This is a genomic window from Sphingobium sp. CR2-8 (assembly GCF_035818615.1).
GTDB lineage: Bacteria > Pseudomonadota > Alphaproteobacteria > Sphingomonadales > Sphingomonadaceae > Sphingobium.
Genome location: NZ_JAYKZY010000001.1, coordinates 167,895 through 183,670 on the forward strand (window position 1 = coordinate 167,895; position 15,776 = coordinate 183,670).

The window sequence follows — 15,776 nt, forward strand, 5'->3', positions numbered from 1 at the left end:
CATGTCCTTCACCGTCTCGATCGATCTCGATGTCCTTATGCCGCTCGGGCTTCGCGTATATCGCGGCGAGCGGGACGCAGTGATCCGAATGCTGATGGCGCGTTCTACAGAAATTTTCGCGAAATCCGGCCGAAGCCGTGTCTTTGCTCAGGATTTGAGGCAGGCCGCTGAAGATCTCGCCCACGGCATAAGGGAGCGACTTTTCCAGATAACGTGCAAACCTCTCAGCCAACGACGGGTTGAGGATATTCTCGGGATTACGTCTCGCGGGCGGTTCCGGTGGGCCAAGGATGGCCGATTGCCCCGGTCAGGCGCTCCCAGAATCAGAAAAACGGATAACCGAGATAACGGTCTGGACCTATCGTTGTGATGGGATCGAGCGTCTGGCAGACATCCCAACCGAGATAAGGCGGTGGTGCGAAACGGATGAGGCAACAACGTCAATTGGCTTGGCATCTGTTTTCGTCTAGGGTGTGCGGTGAAGGAACGAGGCAACTCGCCCTTCGATGATCGCGCCGGTGCCCGCAAGGGCTTAATCGGGAATGCGGTGCGGAAGCTTTCTTCCAAATCCGTGGCTGTCCCTGCAACTGTAAGCGGATAGCGCGATGCACATGCTCCTGAATTCAGGAGCAGCCACTGGACCGCGCTTGGCGCAAGTCTGGGAAGGCGTGCATCAAGCTGTGACCCGCGAGCCAGGAGACCTGCCGGCGCACCGGTCGCTCTTGCCTGATCCAGGGTATGGTCACGGCACGGTAACTCTCCGTCTGAGCGACGAAGCTGTGTGGCTGGGGCTGCACGGGTTGCGTGGTAACGGGTGCTTTGTCGCGCCCGCCCGTCGTCGCGCGCCGACCGGACTTGTCCGGCAAGCCTCGCCGTGTCTCGCTCTGGCGCGCGGAGAAGTTACCATGCCCGAACTGTCAAAGGTGCCGGTCACGATCATCACGGGCTTTCTGGGCGCCGGGAAGACCACGCTCATCAGCCACCTGATCCGCCATGCCGGCGGCCGCAGGCTGGCCGTGGTGGTAAACGAATTCGGCTCGCTGGGCGTGGATGGCCAAATTCTGGAATCCTGCGCCATTCCCGATTGCCCGGCGGAAAATATCGTCGAGTTGGCCAATGGTTGCATCTGCTGCACCGTGGCGGACGATTTCATCCCGACGGTGGAAAAGCTGCTGGCGCTCGATCCGCGCCCGGATCACATCCTGATCGAGACGTCTGGCCTCGCCCTGCCCAAGCCGCTGCTCAAGGCGTTCGACTGGCCCGCGATCCGCAGCCGTATCACCGTGGACGGCGTGCTGGCGCTGGCCGATGCCGAGGCGGTTGCAGCGGGACGGTTTGCGCCCGATGTGGCCGCGCTCGACGCGCAGCGCGCCGCAGATCCGAGCATCGATCACGAGACGCCGCTGTCAGAAGTGTTCGAGGATCAGCTTGCCTGCGCCGACATGATCCTCCTGACCAAGGTCGACCTGGCTGGACCCGAAGGCGTTGCCTCCGCGCGCGCGATCATCGCGGCGGAGATCAGCCGCGCGGTGCCGGTGATCGAACTGACCGAAGGCGTGGTCGATCCGTGCGTAATTCTTGGCCTTGATGCCGCCGCTGAGGCCGACATCGCCGCGCGCCCGTCGCACCACGATGGTGAGGACGACCACGAGCATGATGATTTTGACAGCACCGTGGTCGAATGGGGCGAGATCGCCGATCCGGCGCCGCTGGTCACGCGGATCGAGACGCTGGCGCGCGATCACCATATCCTGCGCGTAAAGGGCTATGCTGCCGTGGCGGGCAAGCCGATGCGGCTGTTGGTGCAGGCGGTGGGCGCGCGGGTGCGCTACCAGTACGATCGCCCATGGCGCCCGGATGAGCCGCGCCGCACCACACTGGTCGCCATTGCCGAACACGATCATGTCGATGCCGAGGCCATTCGCGCAGTGCTGCTGGCGTAGGCGCAGGCCATGCACGTCATCTTCCGCGAAACCCATGGGATGGAGGAAACCGCCGTCCCGCAGGATCTGGGGCAAGAGCCTGCGGATCTGGTGGTGCTGTCCTTTTCGGACAGCGACCTTGGGGCGTTCGCGGCAGCGTGGCACCATGCCCGCACGGCCGACGCAGCGTTTCCTTCGCTGCAACTCGCCAATCTGGCCGCGCTGATCCATCCATTGTCGGTCGATACTTATGTCGAACGGACGCTGTCGGGCGCAAAGGCGGTCCTAATCCGGCTGATTGGCGGAACGCCCTATTGGCGCTATGGACTGCAACAGGTCGAGGCGCTCGCCCGGTCGCGCGGCATCGCGCTGGCCGTGCTGCCCGGCGACGGTTTTGAGGACGCGCGGCTGGATGCGGCTTCGACCGTACCAGTGCCCGCGCTGCGCGACCTTGCGCAATGGTGCGACGCAGGCGGCATGGAGGCGGCACAGGCCGCGCTGGTCGCTCTGTCGCGGCTGGCAGGGCTTATCGACGCCCCTGCCCAAACATGCCAGCCGCTGCCGATGGCGGGTGGGTGGCATCCCGATCTGGGCGTGGTCGATCCCGAATCCTTTGCGCGCGATCCAGCCCGGCCGCTGGTCCTGATCGTGTTCTATCGTTCGTACCTGACCGCGCACGATCTGGACCCGTTTGCCGCCCTCCATGCCGCGTTCGACCGGCACGGCTTTGACGCGCTGTCGATTTTCGTCCCCTCGCTGAAGGCTCCGCAAGTGCGCGATCAGGTGGACCGCTGGGTGTGCGGCCTTGGCCCGGCGGCAATTATCAACGCCACCGCCTTTTCCGCGCGCGGCCAGGATGGCGATACCCCGCTCGATGGCGCGGGTGTTCCCGTGTTCCAACTGGCGCTGGCCACATCGGGCCGCGCCGGCTGGGCAGCGACTTCGCGTGGGCTGTCCCCTGCAGACCTCGCCATGCACGTGGTCTTGCCCGAGATTGATGGCCGGGTCTTTGCCGGGGTCGCCAGCTTCAAGGAAGCGGGTGCGCGCGATCCCGCACTAGGCTTTGCCCGCACCATTCATCGCGCCGATCCCGACCGGATCGAGGCGATTGCCGCGCGGGTGGCGGGCTGGGTCGCACTTGCGCAAAGTCCGGTGGGCGACCGGCGCGTCGCCCTGATCCTGTCGACTTATCCCGGCAAGGCATACCAGATGGCCCACGCCGTTGGGCTGGATGCGCTCGCCTCTGCCGAGGCGATATTGTCCGATTTTTCCGAAGCGGGATATCTCACAGATGCCCGGACCGATCTGTCCGTGCGCCTTGCCAGCGAGCATCTGCGCACGTCGCTGACCGAATATCGCAAGGCATTGGCGGCGCTGCCCGAAGCCTTGCGCGCGCAGCTTTACGCCACGTGGGGCGAGCCGGAGACCGATGTGGCCGTGGTCGATGGCGCCTTTCAATTTGCCGCGCTGTCTGTCGGCAATGCGCTGGTCGCGTTGCAGCCCGAACGGGGCGAGCGCGCCCATCGCGACGGGGACTATCACGATCTGTCCCGCTGCCCGCGCCATAGCTATGTCGCGTTCTATCTGTGGCTGCGCGAACGGGGCGTGGACGCGCTGGTTCATATCGGCGCGCATGGCACGCTGGAATGGTTGCCGGGCAAATCGGTGGCCTTGTCCGACGCCTGCTGGCCCGAGGCGCTGACCGGCGCGACACCGGTGATCTATCCCTTCATCGTCAACGATCCGGGCGAAGCCGCGCAGGCCAAGCGGCGCATCGGCGCCGTCACCATCGGGCATGTCCCGCCGCCCCTGGTGCAAAGCGAAAGCGGGGCGGGGCTGGCCCGGATCGAGGCGCTGCTAGATGAATTCTCCAATGCCGACGGGCTGGACCCCGCCCGCCGCGACCGTTTGCAACAGACCATCCGCGAGGAAGCGCGAGTGCTGGGGCTGGAGGCGGAACTGGGGCTCGATGGCGCGGCTACGCTAGTCGAGGCGATCACCCGGATCGATCGCTTTGTTTGCGACGTGAAGGAAAGCCAGTTCGGAGACGGGCTGCACGTGTTCGGGCGTGGCGATCAGGGGGCGGCCGAACGGGCAGGATTGCTGGGCGCAATGGACGGACGGCGCGTTCCTGCCGGTCCGTCCGGCTCCCCCTTCCGCGAGCGCAGCGATGTGCTGCCAACCGGGCGCAACCTCTATGCGATAGACCCCCGCGCGGTGCCGTCGCGCGCCGCCCATGCCCAGGGCGTAACACTGGCCGAAGAACTGATCCGGCGGCATTTGCAGGATCATGGCGATTATCCGCGCGGGCTGGTGGTCGACCTGTGGGGATCGGCCACGATGCGCACGGCGGGCGAGGAATTCGCCATGGCGCTGCACCTGCTGGGCGCAAAACCGCTGTGGGACATGACATCCGAACGGGTGACGGGTGTCGAGATCCTGCCGCTGGCGCTGCTCGACCGGCCTCGCATCGACGTGACCCTGCGCGTTTCCGGCCTGTTCCGCGATGCTTTCCCGACGCTGCCGATGCTGTTCGGACAGGCGGTGCGCGCCCTGTGTTTGCGGGACGAACCGGCGGACTGGAACCCGTTTGCGGGGCAGGCGGCGGCCCCGCGCGTCTATGGTCCGGCGCCCGGCAGCTATGGAATTGGCCTTGGCGATGCGGCCGAGGTCTATACTGCTGCGGCCCGGCGCACGGCGGGAGAGGCTTGGCTGGCGGCATCGGACCATGCGTTCGACGCGACCTTTGATGCAATCGGAGCCATCCCCGATCCAGATGGTCTGCGTCAGCGCGTGGAGGGGGCCGACGCCTTTGTCCATCTTCAAGACTTGCCCGAAAGCGATCTGTTGCTGGCCGCCGACTATGCCGCGCATGAGGCGGGCTTTGCCGCTGCCAAGGCGCTGATGGGCGGCACGGCGGCGCTCTATCACCTCGACAATCGCGACCCGCTGCATCCGGCCGCGCGCACCCAGACCGAAGAGATCGCCCGCGTGGTCCGTGCCCGTGCCGCGCATCCCGGCTACGTTGCAGGCATGATGCGGCACGGGTTTCGCGGAGGCGCGGAACTGGCCGCAACGCTGGACCATATGGCTGCCTTTGCCCATCTTTCGGGCAGCGTGCCGCCGCATCTGTTCGACTTGTATCACGATGCGACGCTGGGACGTGTCGATGTTCGCGCCTTCCTCGATCGCGAAAACCCCGGCGCGCTGGCGGCGATGGAAGCCCGCTTTGCCGCGCTCCATGCCGCCGGGCTGTGGCAGACCCGGCGCAATTCCATTCTCGCCAGCCTGCCCGGTTTCGAGGGCTGGACATGACCAGCCCTGAGGTGAAAGGCTGGTGCCCCAATTCATGGCACCCGATGATGGCGGGCGACGGGCTGCTGATGCGGGTAAAGCCCCGGCTTGGCCGCCTGACCCGCACACAAGTGCTGGGCCTGTGCGAGGCCGCCAGCGCGCACGGCAATGCCCTGATCGACGTGACCGCTCGCGCCAATCTCCAGCTTCGCGGGGTGCGCGAAAGCGGTTGGCAGGTGCTGCTCGACCGCTTGCAGGCGCTGGATCTGGTGGACGGTGACCCCATGATCGAACAGCGGCGAAATGTCCTGATCGCGCCGGATTGGCGGGCGGGGGATGACAACCAGCGGATTGCGGGGGCGTTGCTAAACCGGCTGGATGAACTGCCCGATCTGCCGGGCAAGGCGGGTTTTGTCATCGACGCCGGTCAGACATGTATTCTCGGTGGCGATGCGGGCGATTTCCGCATCGAGCGCGGCGGCGATGGCCACCTGATCCTGCGCGCCGATGGTCGCGCCACCGGTGTGACGGTTGCCGCAGGTCAGGAAGTGGACACGCTGATCGCGCTCGCCCACTGGTTTGCCGCCAGTGGGGGCGCTGAAGCCGGGCGCATGGCGCGGCACACGGTTCCCCTGCCCGAATGGGCCTGCGGTGACATTGTGCCCGCGCCGTCGGCCGCTCGCATCGTGCCCGGCGTCCATGATCTGGGCGAGGCTTATGGCCTGCCATTCGGCCGGATAGAGGCGCGGATACTGACCGGGGCGATGAAATCATCATCAGCCGCAGCGGTGCGGATCACACCATGGCGCGTGCTGTTGGTGGAAGGCGCGCCCGCCGTGAATACCGCGGGTCTGCTCAGCGATCCTGCCGATCCGCTGCTGCATGTCGATGCCTGCCCGGGCGCGCCCTGCTGCCCCCAGGCCACGGTTGAAACCCGCGATCTTGCCCGCCGCCTTGCCCCGCATGTCACCGGACGGCTGCATGTTTCGGGCTGTGCCAAGGGCTGCGCCCACCCGCGTCCCGCCGATGTCACGCTGACCGGCCGGGATGGCCTGTTCGATCTTTCCCTTAACGCGCGCGCCGGAGGGTCTGCGGTTCGCTCCGCGCTTGGCCCGGCCGACATTCTTGCCCATTTTGGAACCGCTTGATGCCCCATATCTATGAAACCGATGGCGCGTTCATTTATCGCCAGTCCTTCGCCACGATCCGCCTCGAAGCCGATCTGGCGCACTTTTCGGCGGACGAAGAACCAGTGGCGGTGCGCATGATCCACGCCGCCGGGATGGTGGACCTCGCCGCGCATATCCGCTTCTCGCCCGGCTTTGCACAAGCGGCCAGCGCCGCGCTGGCAGCCGGCGCGCCGGTGTTGTGCGATGCGCGGATGGTATCCGAAGGGATCACCCGCGCGCGCCTGTCGGCCAGCAATCCGATCGTCTGCACGCTCAATGCGCCGCCAGTTGCTGACATGGCGCGGGCGATGGGCAACACCCGTTCCGCCGCCGCGCTGGAACTGTGGCGGCCGCATCTGGCGGGTGCGGTGGTGGCCATCGGCAATGCGCCGACCGCGCTGTTTCATCTGCTGAACATGCTGGAAGACCCAGATTGCCCGCGCCCGGCGGCGATCATCGGCTGCCCGGTGGGTTTTGTCGGCGCGGCCGAATCCAAGGCCGCACTGTGGGACGCACTGCCAGTGCCGTGCTGCATCGTCGCGGGACGGCTGGGCGGCAGCGCGATCACGGTCGCGGCAATCAACGCTTTGGCAAGCCGCGCCGAATGAGCATCACGGGAACCATCCATGGCGTCGGGCTTGGTCCCGGCTCGCCCGATCTGTTGAGCGTGCGCGCCGACCGGCTGGTGCGCGGGGCGCGCCATGTCGCCTATTTCCGCAAGGCCGGGCGACCGGGACAGGCGCGGCGGATTGTCGAGGGCATGTTGCGCGCCGACGTGATCGAAATCCCGATGGAATATCCGGTGACGACCGAAATTCCGCTGTCCGACCCCCGCTACAACGACTGTCTCTCAACCTTCTATGCCGAATGCACCGCCCGCTTGGGCGCGCTGGCGCAGGCGGGCGTGGACGTGGTCGTGCTGTGCGAGGGTGATCCGTTTTTCTATGGCTCGTTCATGCATCTTCATGGCCGGTTGGCGGGCGTCGTCCCGGTGGCGGTGGTGCCGGGCATCACCGGCATGGCCGGGGCTTGGAACGCGACCGACATTCCCATCACCTGGGGCGATGACGTGCTGACCATTGCGATGGCGACCCTGCCCGAGGACGAACTGGCGCGGCGCATCCGCGATACCGATGCGCTGGTGGTGATGAAGATCGGGCGCAACCTGCCCAAATTGCGCCGTGCGGTGGCAGCGGCGGGGCGTGAGGACGCGGCCTGGCTGGTCGAACACGCCGCCATACCCGGCCAGCGTGTCACGCGGTTGATTGAGGCGACCAGCGTCACACCCTATTTCTCGATCCTCCTAATTCATGGCCAAGGGCGCCGTCCATGAGCGGCTGGCTATCCATCGCCGGTCTGGGACCGGGTGACGAGGCGCTAATGACCCCCGAAGTCACCGCCGCTCTAGCCGGGGCGAGCGATGTTATCGGCTATATCCCCTATGTGGCGCGCATCGCCCCGCGTGAGGGGCTGACGCTGCACCCCTCCGACAACCGGGTGGAACTGGATCGCGCGGCCCAGGCGCTGGACCTCGCGGCGCAGGGGCGACGCGTGGTGGTGGTGTCCTCTGGCGATCCCGGCGTGTTCGCCATGGCTGCAGCCGTGTTCGAGGCGCTGGAGGCTGGTCCGGACCTCTGGCGCGATCTCGTTATCCAGGTGTTGCCGGGCATCACGGCGATGCTGGCCGCCAGCGCACGGGCGGGGGCGCCGCTGGGGCACGATTTTTGCGCGATCAACCTGTCGGACAATCTCAAGCCGTGGCCATTGATCGAAAAGCGGCTGCGGCTGGCAGCGGAGGCTGACTTTGCCATGGCGTTCTACAACCCGCGGTCGAAAGCCCGGCCCGAAGGTTTCGAACGCGTGCTGGGATTGCTGCGCGCGGTGTGCGGGCCGGATCGCCCGATCCTGTTCGCCCGCGCCGTATCGACGCCCGACGAGCATTTGCGGATCGTACCGCTGGGTCAGGCCCGCGCGGACATGGCCGATATGCGCACGATGGTGATCGTCGGATCGAGCCTTACGCGGATCATCGAACGCCCAATCGGGCCGATCCTCTACACCCCCCGCTCGGCCTTGGATTCGGCGTAATGACCCAGCCACACCAGCACATCCTCTGGGCGATAGACCTCTACCCGGCCCGGAACGGCGGGACGGTCGATCATCAGGACCGGCAGGCCCAGCGCCCGCGCGGCGATCAGCTTGGCCTCGGCGCCACTGCCGCCCGCGTTTTTGCACACCACCAGATCGATGGTGTGGGCCTGCATCAATGCGCTGTCACCGGCGGCAGTGAATGGCCCGCGATCAACGATCAGGGTATGATGGGGCAGGCCCGGCGGCCGCTCCGGCGCGTCCACGAAGCGCAGCAGATAGTGGTGCTGAGGCTGGGCGGCGAAGGCTTCGACATGCATCCGCCCCAGCGCCAGCATGACTCTGCGGGCCTGTCCGGTCAGCGCGGTGACCGCGCCGTCGATATCGGCAACGCGGGTCCAGCAGTCCCCGGCAACCGGCTCCCACGCGCGGCGGGTCAGCGCGATATGGGCCACCCCCGCCCGCCGGGCGGCTTCCGCCGTATGGCCGCTCATCGTCGCGGCAAAGGGGTAAGTCGCGTCCACCAGATGGGTCACGCTATGGTCGCGCAGATAATCGGTCAGCCCGGCCACCCCGCCGAACCCGCCAACCCGCACCGGAACCGGCTGAGCGCGGGGGTTTTCCGTCCGTCCGGCATAGCTGAGCGTTGCCGCAATGCCTTGCGCCGCAAGCAATCGGGCGAGCGCGCTGGCCTCGGTCGTGCCGCCCAGCAGGAGGACATTGGGCATGGTTAAGTCCGCTCCTCTAACGTGGTTGACGATCATCGGCGTCGGCGAGGTCGGGCCGGACGGCCTTTCCGCTGCGAGCCAGGCGGCGCTGGCGCAGGCCGAAGTGGTCATGGGACCGGCGCGGCATCTGGCGCTGCTGCCCGCGATTACCTGTACCGCGATCGAATGGCCAGTGCCGTTTAGCGACGGAATCGTGCGCTTGCTGGCCCATCGCGGGCGGCGGGTGGTGATGCTGGCGTCCGGCGATCCGTTCTGGTTCGGCGCGGGGAGCAGCGTATCCCGACATCTCGATCAGGGCGAATGGGTAGCGATTGCCGCGCCCTCAACCTTCACGCTGGCCGCCGCACGATTGGGCTGGCCACTTCAGGATGTGGCCTGCCTTGGCCTGCACGCCGCGCCCTTAGAGCGACTTACACCCCACCTAGCGCCGCGACAACGCATCCTGGCACTGTTGCGCGATGGCGACGCGGTGGCCGCGCTCGCGGGCTATCTGACCGGGCAGGGCTTTGGCCCATCGGTGCTGCATGTGCTGGAAGCGCTGGGCGGTCCGCGCGAACGGGTGCGCCAAGTGACGGCGGACGCGCTGTCGTTCGCCGACATCACCCATCCGGTTGCGGTCGGCATCGACTGTGCCGGGCACGGTGACCCCTTGCCATTGACGGCGGGCCGCCCGGATCACTGGTTCGCGTCCGACGGGCAGATCACCAAGCGTCCGGTGCGCGCGCTGACCCTGTCGGCGCTGGCCCCGCGTGCGGGTGAACTGCTGTGGGACATTGGCGCGGGATCGGGATCGATCGGGATCGAATGGCTGCTGGCCCACCCGGCCAACCGGGCCTGCGCGATAGAGGCGGATCTGGTGCGCGCCGATCGGGCGCGGGCCAACGCCGCCGCGCTGGGCGTTGACCGGCTGAAAGTGGTCGTCGGGACGGCGCCGGATACCTTGCCACCGGGGCCATTGCCCGATGCAGTGTTCATTGGCGGTGGATTGTCGGAGGCACTGCTGGACACGCTGTGGGCGCGGTTGCCCGCCAGAACGCGGCTGGTGGCCAATGCGGTGACGTTGGAATCAGAAGCGCTACTGACGCGGTGGCATGGCCAAACGCGCGGCAGTTTGCTGCGAATCGAGCTGGCCGATGCCGCGCCGCTTGGCAACCGGCACGGGTGGCGGGCGCGCTATCCGGTGGTGCAATGGAGTGTGACGTTGTGATTGTCGCCGGGTTCGGCTTTCGGTCGGGCGCAGCGAAGCCGTCGCTGCGCGCGGCATTCGCGCTGGCGCAGCAGGGGCATCCCCCCGTGACGCATCTGGCCACGGCGCAGGACAAGCTGGCGGCGCTGCTTCCGCTGGCCAAAGCGCTGGGCCTGCCGCTGTTGGGCGTCGCTGCCGATGCATTGGCCGCTGTTTCCACCCCCACGCGCTCCATCGCCAGCCAGACCGCCCGCAACGTCGGCAGCGTGGCAGAGGCATCGGCGATGGCCGCCGCAGGTGCAGGCGCACACCTGCTGGGGCCGCGCCACATCTCCCCCGATCGCATGGCGACTTGCGCCATTGCTGCCAGTGTCAACCTTCAGGGAATCCCGACATGACCGTCCACTTCATCGGCGCCGGTCCCGGCGCGCCCGACCTTTTGACCTTGCGCGGACGCGACCTGATCGCGGGCAGCCCGGTGTGCCTTTATGCCGGGTCGCTGATCCCGGTGGCCTTGCTCGATCATTGCCCGCCGGGCGCCCGGATCGTAAACACCGCGCCACTGGAACTGGACCAGATCATGGCCGAGATCGCCGCCGCCCACGCCGAAGGGCACGATGTGGCGCGGCTGCATTCGGGCGACCTGTCAGTGTGGTCGGCGATGGGCGAGCAATTGCGCCGCCTACGCGCGATGGACATTCCGTTTACCGTGACGCCCGGTGTCCCGGCATTTGCCGCCGCCGCCGCTGCGCTGGAGGCAGAGCTGACCCTGCCCGCACTGGCCCAATCGCTGGTGCTGACCCGCACACCGGGCCGCGCCAGCACGATGCCGCCTGACGAAAGCCTGGTCAACTTTGCCGTGACCGGCGCGACGCTGGCCATTCACCTTTCGGTCCACAATCTGGCGCAAGTGGTGGCCGACCTGACGCCTGCCTATGGCGCGGATTGCCCCGTTGCGGTGGTCTGGCGCGCCAGCTGGCCCGATCAGCGGATCGTGCGCGCCACACTTGCCACCATTGAACAGGCTGTGGCGGGCAGTATCGAGCGCACCGCCCTGATTCTGGTCGGGCAGGTGCTGGGCGCACAGGATTTTACCGAAAGCAGCCTTTACGCGCCCGGCTATGACCGCCGCTTTCGGCCGCAGGATGCCACGTCACGCTTTGCCGGTGCGGCCGAATGAGCGCGTGTCTGCTTGTTCCGGGATTGACGCCTGTGCCGGGCCTGATGATCGCCGCCCCCGCTTCGGGCACCGGCAAGACCACAGTGATGCTGGGCCTGCTGCGCGCCCTGACCGAAGACGGGCTGGTGGTGCAGCCGTTCAAGAGCGGCCCAGACTATATCGACCCCGCGTTTCACCGCGCGGCCAGTGGTAGGCCGTCGTTCAATCTCGATAGCTGGGCGATGGAGGACGATCTGATCGCTGTCATCGCGGGGCAGGCGGCGGGTGCGGACATGGTGCTGGCCGAAGGATCGATGGGGCTGTTTGACGGCGTTGCCAGCAGGGGTGCGTCAGGCAATGGCGCCAGCGCCGACATGGCGCGCCGCATGGGCTGGCCGATCGTACTGGTTCTGGATGTGTCGGGGCAGGCGCAGTCCGCCGCCGCCACCGCGCTGGGCTTCAAAAGCCTTGATCCGGGACTGCCATTTGCCGGGGTGATCCTCAACCGCGTGGCCAGTCCGCGCCACGAACGGCTGGTGCGCAAGGGGATGGAGGCGGTGGGTATCCCCGTGCTGGGCGCCTTGCCAAGGCGCGGCGACCTGACCCTGCCCGAACGCCATCTTGGGCTGGTTCAGGCGGTGGAGCATCCCGACCTTGATCGCGCGATTGCCGAGTTTGCGACGTTCCTGCACGCCCATGTCGATCTTGACGCCATTCGACAGGCGGCTAACGCGAGCGCGGCCACGCCGCAGGGGTGCGGCGGGAAGCTACCTGCTCCTCCGGCTCAGCGCATCGCCATGGCGCGCGATGCCGCCTTTTCCTTTGTCTATCCGCATTTGCTCGAAGGATGGCGGCGCGCCGGGGCGGAGATCCTGCCGTTTTCGCCGCTGGCCAATGAAGAACCTGACCGTGGCGCGGATCTGGTCTGGCTGCCCGGCGGCTATCCCGAACTGCACGCCGGGACGATCGCTGCTGCCGCGACATTCCTGTCCGGCCTGCGCCACCATGCACAAACGCGGCCCGTCCACGGAGAATGCGGTGGCTATATGGTGCTGGGTCAGGGGTTGATCGACAAGAGCGGCAAGCGGCACCGGATGGCCGGGCTGCTCGGGCTGGTCACCAGCAATGCTCAGCGCAAGATGCACCTTGGCTATCGCCATGCCGAACTGCTGGTGCCGGTATCGGGCCTGGTCGCCGGGACCAGGATGCGCGGGCACGAGTTTCACTATTCAACCATTGTCGAACAGAGCGACCCACCGCTGGCCCGGGTGACCGATGCCGAAGGCGCAGCGGTGGCCGAAGCCGGATCACATCGCGGCCATGTGACCGGCACCTATTTCCACATGATCGCGCCAATGAAATCCCTGGACGTGTCATGACTGGTTTTGTTTCCTTTGTGGGGGCCGGGCCTGGCGATCCCGAACTGCTCACGCTCAAGGCGCTGGCGCGCTTGAAGGCGGCCAATGTCGTGCTGTTCGATGATCTGGCCGCCGGTCCCATTCTCGAGCGTGTTCGCCCCGGCGCCATACAGGTCGATGTCGGCAAACGGGCCGGGCGGCCATCGCCCAACCAGACCGACGTAAACCGGCTATTGGTGGAACATGCAAACCGGGGCGGCCATGTGGTGCGGCTTAAATCCGGCGACGCGGGGATTTTTGGCCGTCTTGAGGAAGAGATAGAAGCCTTGCGGCTTGCTGGGGTGAAGTTCGAAATAATCCCTGGCGTCAGTTCCGCCAGTGCGGCTGCTGCCGCTGCAGGCATTCCCCTGACAAGGCGAGGACTTTCCCGGCGAGTCCAGTTCATCACCGGGCATGGCTCCACAGGCACCCTGCCGCATGATCTCAACATGGCAGCTCTGGCCGATGCCGCAGCGACAACCATCGTATTTATGCCCAAGCGGACTTTCCCGGAACTGGCCGCAGGGCTGATCGCTGCGGGGCTGCCTGCGCAAACGTCTGCGTTGTTGGCCGAGAATGTCGGCCGCGCCGACCAGCGTCTCACGCGCAGCTCGGTTGCCGGGTTGGCTGGCGTGCTGGCTGAGGGCGGGGGAAGCGCCCCGGCCCTGATCCTTTACGGCCCATTGCTGGAGGAAGCATGATCGAGCTTGCTCTCATCGGCATCGGCACGGGCAATCCCGATCACCTGACTGCGCAGGCCGTGCAGGTGATGAACAACGCCGATCTGATCCTGCTTCCGCGCAAGGGCAGCGCCAAGTCCGATCTGGTCGATCTGCGTCTAGCCATTTGTGGGCAGGTGTTGACCCGCCCTGTGCATATTGTCGAATTTGACATGCCCGTTCGCGATGCAGGTGGCGATTATGCGCGTGCGGTGGACAATTGGCACGACGCTATCGGCGCGGCATGGCGCGCCGGGATTGCCCTGCATTTGCCTGGGGGCGGACGGTTGGCGCTGCTCGTCTGGGGCGATCCGTCGCTGTATGACAGCACTTTGCGAATTGCCGAAAAGCTCAGAGCTGGCGGCCTTGCGATGCATGTGAGCGTTGTGCCCGGCATCACCAGCATCCAGCTGCTGACTGCCGCGCATGCCATTCCGCTCAATTCCCTTGCGGGAGCGGTGACGATCACCACCGGGCGTAGGCTACGCAGCTACGGCTGGCCCGACGGGGCGGACACGATCGTCGTCATGCTCGACAGTGGCGCTGCCTTCGAGGTGTTGGAGCCGCAGGGCATTACCATCTGGTGGGGCGCCTATCTGGGTATGGCGCATGAAGCGCTGGAACAGGGGGCGCTTGCTGAAGCCGCTCCTCGGATAGTCACGCGCCGGGCTGAACTGCGCGAGCGCCATGGCTGGATCATGGATGTCTATCTCATGCGAAAGGAACACATTGATGGAAACTGATAGCAAAGTGGAAGCGTTGGGCGACGATGCTCGCCACGCCGAAAAGATGCGCAAGAAGCAGAGCGCGCAGGCCAAGGTCATGGCCAGCAAGACCCGTAAACAGGGCCTGCTGATTGTCCACACCGGCAAGGGCAAGACCAGCGCGGCGCTGGGCATGATGGTTCGCGCCATCGGTCACGGATGAAAGTGGGTGTGGTCCAGTTCGTCAAGGGGGCGATGACGACCGGTGAAAAGACCGTGTTCGACGCCTTTCCCGACCCAGTCGAATTCAAGCCGATGGGTGAGGGCTTCACGTGGGACACGCAGGACCGCACGCGCGACATCGCGGCGGCCCGCGCCGGTTTGGACGAGGTCAAGCGCATGATTACCGACCCCAGCGATCACATGGTGCTGGCCGACGAGCTGAACATCGTGCTGCGGTATGACTATCTGCCGGTCGATGAAGTGGTTGCGGTGTTGACCGCGCGCGACGTGATGAAGCATGTGATCGTTACCGGCCGCAATGCCCCCGACGCGCTGATCGAGGTGGCTGACCTTGTCACCGAGATGACCATGGTCAAGCACCCGTTCCGTTCGGGCGTGAAGGCGCAAGCGGGGATTGAGTTCTGAGCGACGCCCCGCCTCTGTTCGACAAGGAATTTGCGAAGCAATTCACGCAATTGCTGCGCTGGCGGCGCGACGTGCGACATTTCGACCGTCGCGCCGTGGCGGACGAGGACATGTGTGCGCTGCTGGCCTGCGCCGCGCTAGCGCCGTCGGTCGGCAATGCCCAGCCGTGGCGCTTTGTGCGCGTGCGGTCGCCGGACACACGGGAGGCGCTGGCCGTTCATGCCGACGGGCAAAGCGCCCATGCGGCGGAGCGATATGCCGGGCAGGCACGGTACGATCACTACCTGTCGCTCAAGCTGCACGGACTGCGCGAGGCGCCCGAGGTGATCGCGGTGTTCTGTGACGAACAGCCCGAGGCGGGACACGGCCTTGGCATTGCCACCATGTCCGAAATGCTGCGATATTCCTGCGTGCTGGCGATCCACAATCTGTGGCTGGCAGCGCGGCTGCGCGGGCTTGGCCTTGGCTGGGTGTCGATTGTTGATCCACCGGCCATCCATGGTCTGCTCGACGTTCCCGCCACTTGGTCGCTGATCGCGCTGCTGTGCATCGGTTATCCGGCGCATGTTTCCGACGCTCCCGAACTGGAAAGGCGTGGATGGCAGCCGCGTGAGCCGTGGAGCGACCGGGTGTTCGAACGATGATTTCCAATAGAAAGACAACGACATCATGCTGATACCGGTGGAGGATGGGGGGTCAAGATCCGGGTCTGGATAAAGCAACCGTGGCCCCCATGTTCCGAGATTGGTTTAACGACCTGAC

At 66.3% G+C, this 15,776-nt stretch carries 16 protein-coding genes, 1 pseudogene and 1 riboswitch; of the genes and pseudogenes, 16 read left to right on the top strand and 1 reads right to left on the bottom strand.

The genetic code is table 11. From position 1 onward, the window contains the following. The first annotated feature begins 1 nt into the window (after window position 1). From U5A82_RS00845 to cobJ, 7 genes are all read left to right on the top strand, one after another. Window positions 2–370 (top strand): hypothetical protein, encoded by a 369-nt coding sequence (locus U5A82_RS00845; protein ID WP_326287916.1) that lies wholly within the window; start codon window positions 2–4, stop codon window positions 368–370. 129 nt (window positions 371–499) lie between these two features. Further along, window positions 500–723: riboswitch (cobalamin riboswitch) on the top strand. Between the two features lie 182 nt (window positions 724–905). After that, on the top strand, window positions 906–1,943 hold the full coding sequence (gene cobW / locus U5A82_RS00850; RefSeq protein ID WP_326287918.1) for a cobalamin biosynthesis protein CobW: 1,038 nt from the start codon (window positions 906–908) through the stop codon (window positions 1,941–1,943). A gap of 9 nt (window positions 1,944–1,952) precedes the next feature. Continuing rightward, complete coding sequence (cobN, locus tag U5A82_RS00855) at window positions 1,953–5,237, top strand: cobaltochelatase subunit CobN (RefSeq protein WP_326287920.1); 3,285 nt, start codon at window positions 1,953–1,955, stop codon at window positions 5,235–5,237. Continuing rightward, the gene (locus tag U5A82_RS00860; protein WP_326287922.1) at window positions 5,234–6,364 is read left to right on the top strand and encodes a cobalamin biosynthesis protein CobG; all 1,131 of its coding nucleotides are present in this window, start codon (window positions 5,234–5,236) and stop codon (window positions 6,362–6,364) included. The genes cobN and U5A82_RS00860 overlap by 4 nt, the downstream gene beginning before the upstream one ends. Beyond that, a complete protein-coding gene (locus U5A82_RS00865) occupies window positions 6,364–6,993 on the top strand; it encodes a precorrin-8X methylmutase (RefSeq protein WP_326287924.1) in 630 nt (209 codons plus the stop codon). The genes U5A82_RS00860 and U5A82_RS00865 overlap by 1 nt, the downstream gene beginning before the upstream one ends. Further along, on the top strand, window positions 6,990–7,718 hold the full coding sequence (gene cobI, locus U5A82_RS00870) for a precorrin-2 C(20)-methyltransferase (RefSeq protein WP_326287926.1): 729 nt from the start codon (window positions 6,990–6,992) through the stop codon (window positions 7,716–7,718). Before U5A82_RS00865 ends, cobI begins: the two co-directional genes overlap by 4 nt. Continuing rightward, window positions 7,715–8,473 carry a precorrin-3B C(17)-methyltransferase gene (gene cobJ, locus U5A82_RS00875; protein ID WP_326287928.1) on the top strand — a complete coding sequence of 253 codons (759 nt, stop codon included), beginning with the start codon at window positions 7,715–7,717 and terminating at the stop codon, window positions 8,471–8,473. The genes cobI and cobJ overlap by 4 nt, the downstream gene beginning before the upstream one ends. On the opposite strand, the gene U5A82_RS00880 is transcribed toward cobJ, so the two are convergent. Then, window positions 8,440–9,201, bottom strand: coding sequence for a cobalt-precorrin-6A reductase (locus U5A82_RS00880; RefSeq protein WP_326287929.1), 762 nt, complete (start codon window positions 9,199–9,201; stop codon window positions 8,440–8,442). The two genes, cobJ and U5A82_RS00880, sit on opposite strands and share 34 nt — an antisense overlap. On the opposite strand from U5A82_RS00880, the gene cbiE reads away from it, so the two are divergent. From cbiE to bluB, 9 genes and pseudogenes are all read left to right on the top strand, one after another. After that, window positions 9,200–10,408, top strand: a complete 1,209-nt coding sequence (gene cbiE, locus U5A82_RS00885; RefSeq protein ID WP_326287930.1) for a precorrin-6y C5,15-methyltransferase (decarboxylating) subunit CbiE — start codon at window positions 9,200–9,202, stop codon at window positions 10,406–10,408. The genes U5A82_RS00880 and cbiE overlap by 2 nt on opposite strands. Then, complete coding sequence (locus U5A82_RS00890) at window positions 10,405–10,785, top strand: cobalamin biosynthesis protein (RefSeq protein ID WP_326287931.1); 381 nt, start codon at window positions 10,405–10,407, stop codon at window positions 10,783–10,785. The genes cbiE and U5A82_RS00890 overlap by 4 nt, the downstream gene beginning before the upstream one ends. Beyond that, the gene (cobM, locus tag U5A82_RS00895; protein WP_326287932.1) at window positions 10,782–11,567 is read left to right on the top strand and encodes a precorrin-4 C(11)-methyltransferase; all 786 of its coding nucleotides are present in this window, start codon (window positions 10,782–10,784) and stop codon (window positions 11,565–11,567) included. Before U5A82_RS00890 ends, cobM begins: the two co-directional genes overlap by 4 nt. Continuing rightward, a complete protein-coding gene (locus tag U5A82_RS00900; protein ID WP_326287934.1) occupies window positions 11,564–12,925 on the top strand; it encodes a cobyrinic acid a,c-diamide synthase CobB in 1,362 nt (453 codons plus the stop codon). The genes cobM and U5A82_RS00900 overlap by 4 nt, the downstream gene beginning before the upstream one ends. Next, window positions 12,922–13,644: a uroporphyrinogen-III C-methyltransferase gene (gene cobA / locus U5A82_RS00905; protein WP_326287935.1), complete on the top strand. Its 723-nt coding sequence runs from the start codon at window positions 12,922–12,924 to the stop codon at window positions 13,642–13,644. The genes U5A82_RS00900 and cobA overlap by 4 nt, the downstream gene beginning before the upstream one ends. Continuing rightward, window positions 13,641–14,405: a precorrin-6A synthase (deacetylating) gene (cobF, locus tag U5A82_RS00910; protein WP_326287936.1), complete on the top strand. Its 765-nt coding sequence runs from the start codon at window positions 13,641–13,643 to the stop codon at window positions 14,403–14,405. The genes cobA and cobF overlap by 4 nt, the downstream gene beginning before the upstream one ends. Continuing rightward, complete coding sequence (locus U5A82_RS00915; protein ID WP_326287937.1) at window positions 14,395–14,589, top strand: cob(I)yrinic acid a,c-diamide adenosyltransferase; 195 nt, start codon at window positions 14,395–14,397, stop codon at window positions 14,587–14,589. Before cobF ends, U5A82_RS00915 begins: the two co-directional genes overlap by 11 nt. Next, window positions 14,566–15,014 (top strand): annotated as a pseudogene (gene cobO / locus U5A82_RS00920) (cob(I)yrinic acid a,c-diamide adenosyltransferase); the annotation flags it as partial. The gene U5A82_RS00915 and the pseudogene cobO, both read left to right, overlap by 24 nt. Beyond that, window positions 15,011–15,658, top strand: a complete 648-nt coding sequence (bluB, locus tag U5A82_RS00925) for a 5,6-dimethylbenzimidazole synthase (RefSeq protein ID WP_326288763.1) — start codon at window positions 15,011–15,013, stop codon at window positions 15,656–15,658. The pseudogene cobO and the gene bluB, both read left to right, overlap by 4 nt. Window positions 15,659–15,776: the final 118 nt, after the last annotated feature.